Here is a 13,202-nt window from a genome sequence, read left to right as displayed (position 1 = left end):
GGAAACATGAGCAAATTATCTTCCAGTTCCATGCAGCGTCGGAAAACCCTCAGCCCCTACCTCAACTACGCCATCGTCATCGTGGCCTTCCTGGCCCTCCAGATTGCCGTGAAGGCGGACGCGCTGAGCAACTCCATGCAGTCTCTGCTGGTGCCGGTGTGCTGCTATGTGGTTATGGCCGTTTCCCTGAACCTGACGGTAGGCGTGCTGGGTGAGCTGTCCCTGGGCCATGGCGGCTTTATGAGTCTGGGTGCCTTCTCCGGCATCATCGTCTCTATCGCCCTGAAAAATCTCGTCCCCCTCTCCCCCCTGCGTCTGGCCATCGCCCTGGTGGTCGGCGCCCTCTTCGGTGCCATCGGCGGCTTTATCGTAGGCGTGCCCGTGCTGCGGCTGCGGGGCGACTATCTGGCTATCGTCACTCTGGCCTTCGGCGAAATCATTAAGAACGTGATGCAGGTGCTCTATATCGGTGTGGACGAGCACGGACTGCATGTCTCCACCTCTGAGGCCGGTCTGCTGCTCTCCGAGAACGGAACCGCCATTGTCAAGGGCCCCATGGGCGCGGTTGGTGTGACCAAGCTGGCCTCCTTTACTGCCGGCTTTATCCTCGTTCTCATCACTCTGGTTATTGTTCAGAATCTGGTGCGCAGCCGGGCCGGCCGGGCTATTCAGGCCCTGCGGGACAACCGCATCGCTGCGGAAAGCATCGGCATCTCCGCCACCAAGTACAAGCTCATGGCCTTTGTCACCTCCGCCGCCCTGGCTGGCGCCGCGGGCGCGCTGTACGGCCTGAACTACTCCTCCACGCTGGCCTCCAAGTTTGACTTCAACACCTCCATCCTGGTGCTGGTGTTCGTGGTTCTGGGCGGCCTGGGCAGCATCCGTGGCTCCATCATTGCTGCCGCGGTGCTTACCGTGCTGCCCGAGCTGCTGCGCAGCTTCGACGTGAAGGAATACCGCATGCTGATTTACGCCATCGTGCTGATTCTGGTGATGCTCATCACCAACAATCCCACCATCTGGGGCTGGGTTTCCCGCTTCCAGAGAAAAAAGGCTGAGGAGAAGGGAGGGGCTGAGCAATGAGCAAATTCCAAAAAGAGCCGGTAAAGCTGGTCCCGGTACCCAGCACCAATAAGATCCCAGAGCGCGACATCGACAAAAGCCCCATTCTGGAGTGCCGCCATCTGGGCATTGACTTCGGCGGTCTGTCCGCCGTGAAGGACTTCAACATGGCCATCGGCCGCACCGAGATCGCCGGCCTCATCGGCCCCAACGGTGCGGGCAAGACCACGGTCTTCAACCTTCTGACCAAGGTGTACCAGCCCACCCGGGGCACCATTCTGCTGGACGGCATGGACACCAACAACATGTCCACCGTGCAGGTCAACAAGGCGGGCATCGCCCGTACCTTCCAGAACATCCGCCTGTTCAACAACCTGACCGTGGAGGACAACGTCAAGCTGGGCCTTCACAACCAGGTGCGCTACAACATGTGGAGCGGCATTCTCCGTCTGCCCCAGTACTGGAAGTCGGAGAAGCTGGCCCATGAGCGGGCCATGGAGCTGCTGTCCATCTTTGACATGGGCTACCTGGCCCAGTTCAAGGCGGGCAACCTGCCCTACGGCGCCCAGCGCCGGCTGGAGATTGTCCGGGCTCTGGCCACCAATCCCAGCTTGCTGCTGCTGGACGAGCCAGCCGCTGGCATGAACCCCTCGGAGACCGCCGAGCTCATGGAGACCATCGTCAAAATCCGGGACACCTTTGGCATCGCCATCCTGCTCATCGAGCACGACATGAACCTGGTCATGGGCATCTGCGAGGGCATCGCGGTGCTTAACTTCGGCCAGATTATCGCCAAGGGCACCCCCGACGAAATCAAAAACGACCCGGTGGTCATCGAGGCCTACCTGGGTAAGAAGAAGGAGGCGTAAGGGCGTGGCAACGACACTGCTGAATGTGGAAAACATCAACGTCTACTATGGCGCCATCCACGCCATCAAGGACGTTTCCTTCCAGGTGAACGAGGGTGAAATCGTCACCCTCATCGGCGCCAACGGCGCCGGCAAAACCACCACTCTGCAGACCATCTCCGGTCTGCTGCGCTCCAAGACGGGCAGCATCACCTTTGACGGCAAGAACATCAGCACCATCAGCCCCGACAAGCTGGTCTCCCACGGCCTGGCCCAGGTCCCCGAGGGACGGCGGGTCTTCCTGCAGATGTCCGTGGAGGAGAATCTGGAGATGGGCGCCTATACGCAGCCCCCCGCCGGAATCCCCAAGGACCTGGAGATGGTCTTTGAGCTCTTCCCCCGTCTGAAGGAGCGCCGCCGCCAGGTGGCGGGCACTCTCTCCGGCGGCGAGCAGCAGATGCTGGCCATGGGCCGGGCCCTCATGTCCCACCCCAAGCTGCTGATGCTGGACGAGCCCTCCATGGGCCTCGCCCCCATTCTGGTGGAGCAGATTTTTGAGATCATTCAGAATCTGAACCGCCATGGCTCTACCATTCTGCTGGTAGAGCAGAACGCTCAGATGGCTCTTTCCATCGCCCACCGGGGCTATGTGCTGGAGACGGGCAAAATTGTCACCACCGGCACCGGAGCGGAGCTCATCGAGAGCCCGGACATCAAGCGCGCCTACCTGGGCGGCTAATGGCCGGAGCACCTCGCTTTCCCCTGTTTTCCCACCGCGGCCGTCTGCTTGGCAGGCGGCCGCGGCTTTGTTCTTTTTATCGGTTCTCCACCTGGTTTCTCCCCGGAAATTGCCCGATTCACACCACTTTTCCCCTTGCCAGAGGAGGCAAAAAGAAGTATAATGTTTTTGTTGCGTTATGCGTCGGATAAGGCAAATCCGCACTGCGGTTGCGAATCCCGGCCCACGGAGGTAACACTATGGTAAAAGCGATTGTAGGCGCCAACTGGGGCGACGAAGGCAAGGGCAAAATCACGGACATGCTGGCTGAGCAGTCCGACGTGGTCATCCGCTTCCAGGGCGGTGCCAACGCCGGGCACACCATCATCAACGATTACGGCCGGTTTGCCCTGCACATTCTCCCCTCCGGCACATTCTATCCCCATATCACCAACATCATCGGAAACGGTGTGGCTCTGGACGTGAAAAAACTGGTGGGTGAGCTGAAGAGCATCACCGATCAGGGTGTTCCCGCCCCCAACCTCATTGTCTCCGAGCGTGCTCAGCTGCTGATGCCCTATCACGTGCTTCAGGACACTTATGAGGAGGAGCGTCTGGGTGGCAAGGCCTTCGGCTCCACCAAGAGCGGCATTGCCCCCTTCTACTCCGACAAGTACGCCAAGATCGGCATCCAGGTGTGCGACCTCTTTGATGAGGACCGTCTGCGTGAGCGGCTCACCGCCGCTCTGGCCATCAAGAACGTGCTCTTTGAGCACCTCTACCACAAGCCCGCCCTGAACGTGGACGAGCTGATGGATCAGCTGCTGGCCCTGCGGGAGGAGATCCGTCCCTATGTGGGCGACGCGGTGGGCTTTGTCCACGACGCCCTGAAGGCGGGCAAGACCGTTCTGCTGGAGGGACAACTGGGCTCCATGAAGGATCCCGACCTGGGCATCTTCCCCCTGACCACCTCCTCCCACACCCTGGCCGGCTTCGGCTGCGTGGGTGGCGCGGTGCCTCCCACCGCCATCGAGGACGTCATCTGCGTCACCAAGGCCTACTCCTCCTCCGTGGGTTCCAGCAAGGAGCCCTTCGTCAGCGAGGTCACCGGCCCCGAGGGTGACGAGCTGCGCCGCCGCGGAGGCGACAAGGGCGAGTTCGGCGCCACCACCGGCCGTCCCCGCCGCGTGGGCTGGTTCGACGCCGTGGCCACCAAGTACGGCTGCATGGTGCAGGGCGCCACTCAGGTGGCCCTGACCTGTCTGGACGTACTGGGCTACCTGGATGAGATTAAGGTCTGCACCGGCTATGAGATTGACGGCCAGGTGACCGACCGTTTCCCCACCACCCCCGACCTTATGCGGGCCAAGCCCGTCTTCACCACCCTCCCCGGCTGGAAGTGCGACATCCGGGGCTGCACCGATTACGAGGCTCTTCCGGCCAATGCCAAGGCCTATGTGGACTTCCTGGAGGCCCACATCGACGCCCCCATCACCCTGGTATCCACCGGCCCCAAGCGCCATGAGATTACCCACCGCACTCCCAAGCTGTAATCTTGTCCTTTTTCACGCCGGATGCCACAGGGTGGCATCCGGCGTGCCTACGCCCCCGACCTACTTTCCGGTACAAGGAGAACATCATGAAAAAAATTCTTGCTTCCCTGCTGGCCCTGTGCCTGTCCCTCTCCCTGTGCGCGGCCCCTGCTGCGGCTCTGGAGCTGGAGGACGCCAAAGAACTGCTGAAAACCTACTATGTGGATCCCATCTCGGACGATGTGCTGGCCAAGGATTCTCTGGAGGAAATGCTGGAGGCTCTGGGGGACCCCTACACGGTGTACCTCACCGCCGACGAGTATCAGAAGTTTCTCTCCTCTGTGAACGGCGACACGGTGGTGGGCATCGGCGTGTCCATTCAGAACGCCTATGAGGACGGCTTCAAGATTATGTCTGTCCTGGCCAACTCCCCCGCCCTGGAAGCTGGTCTGGAGGCCGGCGACCGGATTATCGCGGTGAATGGCACCGCCCTCACCGCTTCCTCCAACATCAGTGCGCTGATCACCGGAGAAGAGGGCACTGAGGTCACCATCACCGTGATTCGTCTCTCCGACGGCCAGCAGGTGGACTACACCCTCACCCGCCGGGCCGTGCAGCTGCCCATCGTCACCTACGAACAGGTGGGGGATGCCGGTCTCATCGACTGCACCAGCTTTGGCGGGAGCACTGTCTCCACCATTGAGGAGGCTCTCAAGGAGCTGAACGACGACGTCTCCGTGTGGATTATGGACCTGCGCAGCAATCCCGGCGGCACCACCGAGGCCGCAGCCGGCTCTGCCGGTCTGTTCATGGGCAGCGCCATCATGGTCTATTTCCGGGACGCCAACGGTAATTATACCTATACTTACACCACCGAGGCCTGCCCCGACCTGACGGACAAGCCCCTCATCATTCTCACTAGCCCCTACTCCGCCAGCGGCTCGGAGCTCTTTGCCTCCGACGCCCGGGACCACGGCTTCGGCATTGCCATCGGTCAGCGCACCTACGGCAAGGGCATTGCCCAGTCCGTCTTTGATGAGAACAACACCCCTGAGCTCTTTGACGGAGACGCCCTGAAGGTCACCACCTACCGCTTCTACTCCCCGGAGGGTGCCACCAACCACATCGTGGGGATTCTTCCCACTCTGATGATTTCCATGGAAAACACCCCTGCCGCCTCTCTCCTTCTCTCCACGCCCAAGCCCACCCGGGCGGACGGCCACCTGAAGCTGGAGCTGGCCGGCTTTACCTTCTACATCGACCAGGAGGAGGCAGTAAGCGAGACCTACAAGGCCGCCTTTACTGAGCTGCTGGAGGCCCTGCCTCCCTCCGCCGTGCTGTATCAGGGCTCCGGCTCCTCCACCTGGAAGGAAATTGAGCCCGCTGACCTGGCTGAGAAGCTGGATCTGGACTACACCGGCCGGACCTTCCCCGACATTGCGGACAGCCCCTTCCGGGAAGAGATTGAGACGCTGACCGCCTACCAGCTGCTGGGCGGCTGTGAGGACGGCGGCTTCCATCCCACCGACACCGTCACCCGTGCTGAGTTCTGCACCATGATTGCCACCGCCCTGAACCTGTCCGCCAGCGGCGACGCCCCCACCTTTACCGACGTCAGCGCGGACGCCTGGTATTCTGAGAGCATCTCCGCCATGGCAGCCAAGGGCTTTGTGGCCGGCTGCGGCGACGGCACCTTCCGCCCCCAGGCCACCATCACCTATCAGGAAATGGTGACCATTCTCTCTTCCGTGGCCGCCTGGTGCAGCATGGAGGGATATTCCCTCAGTCAGACCGAGCTGAGCGCGCCGGAGTGGGCGGAGTACTATGAGTACGCCGACTGGGCCCAGGTGCCTGCCCGCAACCTGGACAAGCTGGGGGCCCTGGTGGGCGACCTGGCTCCCACCGACTTGGGTACCCGCGAGGTGGCCGCCGGTATGCTGTGCTCCCTCATGGAGGGAATTCACCTGCTGTGGGATTAACTTCATCTATTTTTGTATATGCTTAATATTGGAAAGGATCTGACCACTGTATGACCAAGATTGACATTATCTCCGGCTTCCTGGGGGCTGGCAAGACCACCCTCATCAAGAAACTGCTGGACGAGGCCTTCAAGGGCGAGAAGATCGTCCTCATCGAGAACGAGTTCGGCGAGATCGGCATCGACGGCGGCTTTCTGAAGGACGCTGGGGTGGAGATCACCGAGATGAACTCCGGCTGTATCTGCTGCTCCCTGGTGGGCGACTTCGGTGCCGCCCTGAAGAAGGTTCTGGAGGACTACACTCCCGACCGCATCGTTATCGAGCCCTCCGGTGTGGGCAAGCTCTCCGACGTCATTGCCGCCGTGGAGCGTGTGCAGAAGGAGGAGCCCAACCTCCACCTCAACAGCTTTGTCACCGTGGTGGACGCCACCAAGGCCAAGGTGTATATGAAGAACTTCGGCGAGTTCTTCAACAACCAGGTGGAGCACGCCTGCGCCATCCTTCTCTCCCGCACCCAGAAGATGGACGAGGGCAAGCTGAATGCCGCCGTCCACCTGCTCCGTGAGAAGAACCCCAAGGCCGCCATCCTCACCACCCCCTGGGACCAGCTCACCGGCGCCCAGATTCTCGCCGCCATGGAGGGCGGGCACTCCCTGGCCGAGGAGCTGATGGAGGAAATTGAGCACGAGCATCACCACGATCACGACCACGATGACCATTGTGACTGCGGCTGCCACGATCACGACCACCATCATCACGATCATGACCATGAGCATGAGCATCATCACCATGATCACGATCATGACCATCACGAGCACCACCACGACCACGATGGCTGCTCCTGCGGCCACCACCACACCCAGGAGGAGCTGGACGCCATCCACGCTGAGCTGGGCTGTGAGGGCGCCTGCAACAGCTGCGACCTGTGCGACACCTGCCTGCACTCCACCACCCATCACCATCACGACGCCGACGAGGTGTTCACCTCCTGGGGCCGCGAGACACCCCGGAAGTACAGCCGTGAGGAGCTGCAGGATGCCCTGGCCTCTCTGGCTATGAGCGAGGACTACGGCTATATTCTCCGCGCCAAAGGCATGGTCCCCTGCGACGACGGCCAGACCTGGCTCCACTTCGACCTGGTGCCTGAGGAGTTCCAGATCCGGGAGGGTGCGGCCGACTACACCGGCCGACTGTGCGTCATCGGCTCCGATCTGAAGGAGGACCAGCTGGAGAAGCTGTTCCTGCTGGCCTGATGGGAGGACGTTTCAATGCCTGATTCCCGTATCCCCCTTTATGTCATCACCGGCTTTCTGGACAGCGGAAAGACCACCCTGCTCACCGACACCCTGAACATGGACTACTTCAACGACGGGCAGCGCACCGTCCTGCTCATGTGCGAGGACGGCGAGGAGGAGTATGACCAGCAGCAGCTGTCCCACCGCAACTGCCGCCTCATCCCTATTGAGGACCAGGAGCAGCTGAACACCGCCTTCCTCCAGGAGATTGACCGGCGCTACCAGCCCGAGCGGGTGCTGCTGGAGTACAACGGCATGTGGCCCATGGATATCCTGCGGGATTTGAAGCTGCCCAAGGGCTGGGGCCTCTATCAGTCCATCCACGTCATTGACGGAACCACCTTTGAGATGTACCTCAACAACATGCAGTCCATGATCATTGACATGGTGTCTGAGGCGGACATGGTGCTTTTCAACCGCTGTACCCCCGACATGCCCATGTCCGGCTGGAAGCGGTCCATCCGGGCGGTGAACCGGATGTGTGAAATCGTCTTTGAGGACGAGAAGGGCGAGGAGCTGGAGGTGGAGGACATCCTCCCCTACTCTCTGGAGGAGCCCCACATCACCCTGGACGACCCGGACTACGGCATCTGGTATCTGGACATTCAGGAGCACCCGGAGCGCTACGTGGGCAAGACCATCACCTACAAGGCCCAGGCCATGACCGGCATGCGCCTGCCCAAGGGGACCTTTGTTCCCGGACGCAACGCCATGACCTGCTGCGCCGAGGACATCCGCTTCTTCGGCTTCCTGTGCAAGTATGACAAGGCCCGCTCCCTGAAAAAGGGCGAGTGGATCACCGTCACCGCCGAAATTCGCTGGGAAGAGGCCTCTGTCTACGACGGCGAGGGCGTGGTGCTCTACGCCCAGAGCGTGGAGAAGGCCCAGCGGCCCGAGGACCCCCTGGTCTATTTCCGATAAAGCAGCAAAAAGGACTGTGCCGTAGGCACAGTCCTTTTTCTTTTCTGGATTAGAAAATACTCAGATACATCTGCTCTGACAGACCCTTCAGCAGCTGAATTCCTGCCAGGCTGTTGCCCTTTTCATCCAGCGCCGGGGAGTAAATGCCGATTCCCATCTTGGTGGGGACTACGGCCATAATGCCCCCTCCCACGCCGCTCTTGGCGGGGACGCCCACATCCACAGCGAAGTTGCCCGACCCGTCGTACATGCCGCAGGTCATGAGGACCGCATTCACATAATGGGCATACCGGGCGGGGAACACCCGTTCCTCGGTCTGAGGCAGCTTGCCCCGGTTGGCCAGTACAAAGGCAATGCGGGCCAGGTCCCTGCTGTTCACCGACATGGAGCAGGCCTTGAAGTAGCAGTCCAGCACTTCCTCCACGTCATCTTCAATCATTCCGTTGCTCTTGAGCAGGTAGGCCAGGGCCCGGTTCTTATTTCCGGTCCGCTGCTCCGAGCGGTACACCGCCTCGTCCACCTGGATATCCGAATCCCCGGCCAGCTTCCGGGTCAGCTCCAGCACCCGCTGAAACCGCTCCTCATAGCTTTTACCCTGAATCAGCGTACACATGGCAATGGCCCCCATATTTACCATGGGGTTCAGGTGGTCGCTGTGCAGGGTCTGGTCCGTCATATTGATGGCGTCAAAGGGCTTTCCCGTGGCCTCTACCCCCACCCGGGCGTGGACATACTCCTCCCCATTGTCCATGAGGGCCTGCAGCAGCAGGATGGGCTTGACCACACTCTGAATGGTAAAGCGCTTCTGGGCATCCCCCGACTGGTAGCACCGCCCGTCACTGCTGAGCACACAGATGCCCAAATCCTCCGAATTGGCCTTGGCCAGCTCCGGAATATAAGTCGCTACCTTGCCCTGGGCAGTAAAAGGCCGGCACTCCTCCAACAGCTTGTCCAATAATTCTTCCATATTTTCTTCCATTCCTCCAGTTTCTGTCCAGTGCGCTCCATTTTACTGTCCATTCCCCCTGTTTGTCAACCAAAAAAACCGCCGCCGAAGAGAATTTCGGCGGCGGCTTCTTTTAGGATTCTCTTATGCTCCGAACAGAGCGCTCAGCTGTGCCCAAATCTTGAACTTGTCGTTGTAGCCAAAGACAAAGATAATGAGCATGATGATGGGCAGGATATAGGTCACATAGAACCGCACGGCCCGGGGGAACTTCAGGCCAGATCCGGTGTTGGCCTCGGCCAGGAAGTTGTCCCAGCCCCAGCCTTTTCGGCTGACACAGAAAAGCAGGTAGACCAGAGAGCCCAGGGGCAGCAGGTTGTTGCTGACGATGAAGTCCTCCAGGTCCATCACGCCGCTGTTCGCGCCGAAGGGCTGGAAGCCGGAGAGCACATTGAAGCCCAGCAGGCAGGGCAGGGACAGGACAACGATGGCCACTGTGTTGATGGCCACCGCCTTTTTGCGGCTCCAACCCCACTTGTCAATGCAGAAGGAGAGGATGTTCTCAAACACAGCAATGACGGTGGACAGAGCGGCAAAGGACATGAACACGAAGAACAGAGCGCCCCACACCCGGCCCATAGGCATTGCGTTGAAGACGTTGGGCAGGGTGATAAAGATAAGGTTGGGACCGGAGTCGGGGGACACGTCAAAGGCAAAGCAGGCGGGGAAAATAATGAGGCCCGCGGTGAAGGCTACAAAAGTGTCCAGCACGCCCACCCGGACGGCCTCACCAGCCAGCGAGTGCTCCTTGCCGATGTAGCTGCCGAAGATGGCCAGGGCACCGATGCCCAGGGACAGGGTGAAGAAGGCCTGGCCCATGGCGGCGTACACCGCCTCGCCCAGGATGAAGTTGCCCTCGGCATCGTAGGTCAGGTTGTGGAAGTTGGGCATGAGGTAGAACTTCAGGCCCTCGCCGGCACCCTCCAGCAAAATGGAGTTGACCGCCAGCACCACCATCAAAGCCAGCAGGCAGAGCATCATCACCTTGGTGACCTTCTCCACGCCGTTCTGCAGGCCCTGAGAGCAGATGAGCATGCACAGCACCACCACAATGACCATAAAGACGGCCATCAGGCCGGGCTGGCCCATCAGGGCGCTGAACTCATTGCCCACACCGGCGGTGTCCAGGCCCACAAAGTCGCCCTTGGCCATCTTGAAGAAGTACAGCAGCAGCCATCCGGCGATGGTGGTGTAGTACATCATGAGCAGGTAGTTGCCCGCGATGCCGAACCAGCTGTAAATATGCCACTTGGTGCCCTTGGGCTCCAGAGCATGGAAGGACAGGGCAATGCTCTTCTGGCTGGCCCGGCCCACAGAGAACTCCATAACCATGACCGGCAGGCCCATAATCACCAGAAACAGCAGATAGATCAGCACGAAGGCCGCGCCGCCGTACTGGCCTGTAATATAGGGGAAGCGCCATACGTTGCCTAAGCCGATGGCACAGCCCGCGGAAATGAGCAGGAAGCCCAGCCGCGAGGAGAAACTCTCCCGTTTTTCCATAACACAAAACACTCCTTTACCGGCGCCGTTTTTCCACCGCGCCGTACACAACGCTTTATTGTACTCGTTTTTTCCTTCCCGGTCAACCAAAAGCTACACATTTCCCCAAGCCCATAAAAAGAGAAAAACCGTGCGCCCCGGTGGGGCGCACGGTTTTTCTCACTTCAGCTCCACTTCCGGCATCAGCTCCTGGCCCACTACCTGGAGCATACGGTCCAGCTCCACAGCCTCCTCATGGGTAAACCGAGCCTTGACCCGGTCCATAACCTCCTTGAGGTAGTTGCTGCTGATGTTGTAGTAGTCCATATACTTCTTGGTGGGGCGCAGATGATACTCCCGCCGGTCATGGGAGGACTGTACCTTTTCCACATAGCCCTTCTGAATGAGGCTGTTCACCTTATAGGCCGCGTTGGGCGAGGAGATGTGGACGAATGACGCAAATTCGTTGATGGTCGGCTCCTTCAGGGCCAGAATAATCTCCATACAGAAGGTCTCCACAGCCGTCAGGCTGGCCTCCCGGTTCTGAAACCGGGAAAAGATCTCCTGGTAAAAATGCAGTTTAAATTTGGTATACACCTGAGAAAAGCTCTCCTCCAGCATTGCGATTCCTCCTCTCGCCTTCCCAGTATAACAAAATCAGGCCTGCTCAGCAAGAGGCGTTTGGCCGGTCCGTCAGAGCGAAGGTCAGCTCCGCCTTACAGGCCGTCTTTCCGTTTACCTTGGCCGTGGCGGTGCCAAAGCCCACCGGGCCCCGGCGGGTGGTCAGCTCACACTCCAGCTCCAGCACGTCCCCGGGGCGCACCTGCTGCTTGAAGCGGGCGTTCTTGATGCCCCCGAAGAGGGCCAGCTTGCCCCGGCTCTCCTCCTCAGTGAGAATGGCCACCGCGCCCACCTGGGCCAGCGCCTCGATGATGAGGACGCCGGGCATCACCTTGAAGCCGGGGAAGTGCCCCTGGAAGAAGGGCTCGTTGGCAGTGACGCACTTAATGCCCTTGGCACTCTGGCCGGGGTTGCATTCCACGATCTTATCCACCAGCAGGAAGGGATAGCGGTGGGGCAGTAGCTGCTCAATCTGGTCAATATTCAGCTCCATCTCTTACTCCTCCCACTTTTTCAGCACCACGGCGGCGTTGTGGCCGCCGAAGCCCAGGGAATTGGACAGGGCCACCCGCACGTCCGCCTTGCGGCCCTCGTTGGGCACAATGTCCAGATCGCAGGCCGGGTCGGGCACCTGATAGCCGATGGTGGCGGGGACAAAGCCCTCCTTCAGGGTCATGGCGGTGAAGATGGCCTCCACCGCACCGGCAGCCCCCAGCAGGTGGCCGGTCATGGACTTGGTGGAGCTGACCATCAGCTTACCCGCATGGTCACCGAAAGTGGTGTGGATGGCGGCGGTCTCGCAGGCGTCGTTCATGGAGGTGGAGGTGCCATGGGCGTTGATGTAGTCCACCTGCTCCGGGGTGATACCCGCATCCGCCAGGGCCTGGGCCATACAGGCCGCGCCGCCCGCGCCGCCGGGGGCGGGAGCGGTGATGTGGTGAGCGTCACAGTTGGCGCCGTAGCCGATGACCTCGGCGTAGATCTTGGCGCCCCGGGCCTTGGCGTGCTCATACTCCTCCAGCACTAGGATGCCGGCGCCCTCGCCCATGACAAAGCCGGAGCGCTCCGCGTCAAAGGGAATGGAGGCACGCTTGGGGTCCTGGCTCTCGGACAGAGCCTTCATGGAAGTAAAGCCGCCCATGGCCAGAGGAGTGATGGCGGCCTCAGTACCGCCGCACAGCATGACCTCGCCGTAGCCGTCCCGGATGTGGCGGAAGGCGTCGCCCACCGCGTTGGTGCCGCCGGCGCAGGCGGTGACCACACAGGTGCACATGCCCCGGAAGCCGTAGCGGATGGCCATCTGCCCCGCCGCCATATTGGAGATGATCATAGGGATCATAAAGGGAGACACGGAGTCAAAGCCCCGGGCCAGGCCCCGCTCATAGGCGTCGCCCACCGTTTCGAAGCCGCCGATGCCGCTGGAGCAGAGGACGCCGCAGCGGTCCAGATCCAGCTTTTCCGGCTCCAGGCCGCTGTCCTTCATGGCCTCCTCGGCGGCCACCAGGGCCAGCTGGGTGAAGCGGTCCATCTTCTTGCAATCCCGCTTGCCCAGGATACCTTCGGCATCCAGGTTCTTCACCTCACCGGCCAGCTTTACCTTCATGTTGGAGGTGTCGTAGCGGGTGATGGGGCCGATGCCGCACACGCCGTCCTTGGCCGCCTGCCAGCTCTCCGCCACGGTATTGCCGATGGGGTTTACCGTGCCCATGCCGGTAATGACCACTCTGCGTTTTTCCAT

Annotated in this window: 12 protein-coding genes; 7 read left to right on the top strand and 5 right to left on the bottom strand. The window is 60.7% G+C overall.

The window, feature by feature from the left end; genetic code table 11:
• The first annotated feature begins 6 nt into the window (after positions 1-6).
• The 7 genes from AC3YUO_RS06800 (at position 7) to AC3YUO_RS06770 (ending at position 8,355) form a co-directional block, all read left to right on the top strand.
• On the top strand, positions 7-1,083 hold the full coding sequence (locus AC3YUO_RS06800; protein ID WP_489962282.1) for a branched-chain amino acid ABC transporter permease: 1,077 nt from the start codon (positions 7-9) through the stop codon (positions 1,081-1,083).
• Entirely contained in the window at positions 1,080-1,931 is an 852-nt protein-coding gene (locus AC3YUO_RS06795; RefSeq protein WP_489962281.1) for an ABC transporter ATP-binding protein, read from the top strand. The genes AC3YUO_RS06800 and AC3YUO_RS06795 overlap by 4 nt, the downstream gene beginning before the upstream one ends.
• A 16-nt stretch (positions 1,932-1,947) precedes the next feature.
• Positions 1,948-2,649, top strand: coding sequence for an ABC transporter ATP-binding protein (locus tag AC3YUO_RS06790; protein ID WP_489962533.1), 702 nt, complete (start codon positions 1,948-1,950; stop codon positions 2,647-2,649).
• Positions 2,650-2,888: 239 nt separating this feature from the next.
• The gene (locus tag AC3YUO_RS06785) at positions 2,889-4,181 is read left to right on the top strand and encodes an adenylosuccinate synthase (RefSeq protein WP_489962280.1); all 1,293 of its coding nucleotides are present in this window, start codon (positions 2,889-2,891) and stop codon (positions 4,179-4,181) included.
• 86 nt (positions 4,182-4,267) lie between these two features.
• A complete protein-coding gene (locus AC3YUO_RS06780; RefSeq protein WP_489962279.1) occupies positions 4,268-6,139 on the top strand; it encodes a S41 family peptidase in 1,872 nt (623 codons plus the stop codon).
• Between the two features lie 50 nt (positions 6,140-6,189).
• Complete coding sequence (locus AC3YUO_RS06775; protein ID WP_489962278.1) at positions 6,190-7,392, top strand: CobW family GTP-binding protein; 1,203 nt, start codon at positions 6,190-6,192, stop codon at positions 7,390-7,392.
• 15 nt (positions 7,393-7,407) lie between these two features.
• Positions 7,408-8,355 carry a TIGR03943 family putative permease subunit gene (locus AC3YUO_RS06770; RefSeq protein WP_489962277.1) on the top strand — a complete coding sequence of 316 codons (948 nt, stop codon included), beginning with the start codon at positions 7,408-7,410 and terminating at the stop codon, positions 8,353-8,355.
• 49 nt (positions 8,356-8,404) lie between these two features.
• Here AC3YUO_RS06770 and glsA read toward each other — a convergent pair whose 3' ends face one another.
• The 5 genes from glsA to fabF all read right to left on the bottom strand — a co-directional run bounded on the left by glsA (position 8,405) and on the right by fabF (position 13,202).
• Positions 8,405-9,322, bottom strand: a complete 918-nt coding sequence (glsA, locus tag AC3YUO_RS06765) for a glutaminase A (protein WP_489962276.1) — start codon at positions 9,320-9,322, stop codon at positions 8,405-8,407.
• A gap of 123 nt (positions 9,323-9,445) precedes the next feature.
• Positions 9,446-10,864 carry a sodium-dependent transporter gene (locus AC3YUO_RS06760; RefSeq protein ID WP_489962275.1) on the bottom strand — a complete coding sequence of 473 codons (1,419 nt, stop codon included), beginning with the start codon at positions 10,862-10,864 and terminating at the stop codon, positions 9,446-9,448.
• Between the two features lie 159 nt (positions 10,865-11,023).
• Entirely contained in the window at positions 11,024-11,464 is a 441-nt protein-coding gene (locus tag AC3YUO_RS06755) for a MarR family winged helix-turn-helix transcriptional regulator (RefSeq protein ID WP_489962274.1), read from the bottom strand.
• A 46-nt stretch (positions 11,465-11,510) separates the two neighbouring features.
• Positions 11,511-11,957 (bottom strand): 3-hydroxyacyl-ACP dehydratase FabZ, encoded by a 447-nt coding sequence (gene fabZ, locus AC3YUO_RS06750; protein ID WP_489962273.1) that lies wholly within the window; start codon positions 11,955-11,957, stop codon positions 11,511-11,513.
• 3 nt (positions 11,958-11,960) lie between these two features.
• Complete coding sequence (gene fabF / locus AC3YUO_RS06745; protein ID WP_489962272.1) at positions 11,961-13,202, bottom strand: beta-ketoacyl-ACP synthase II; 1,242 nt, start codon at positions 13,200-13,202, stop codon at positions 11,961-11,963.

The organism is Pseudoflavonifractor sp. HNCC25GI2, assembly GCF_058136395.1.
Note: the sequence above shows the minus strand (reverse complement) of the source record. Positions and strands in the feature narration are given on the sequence as shown.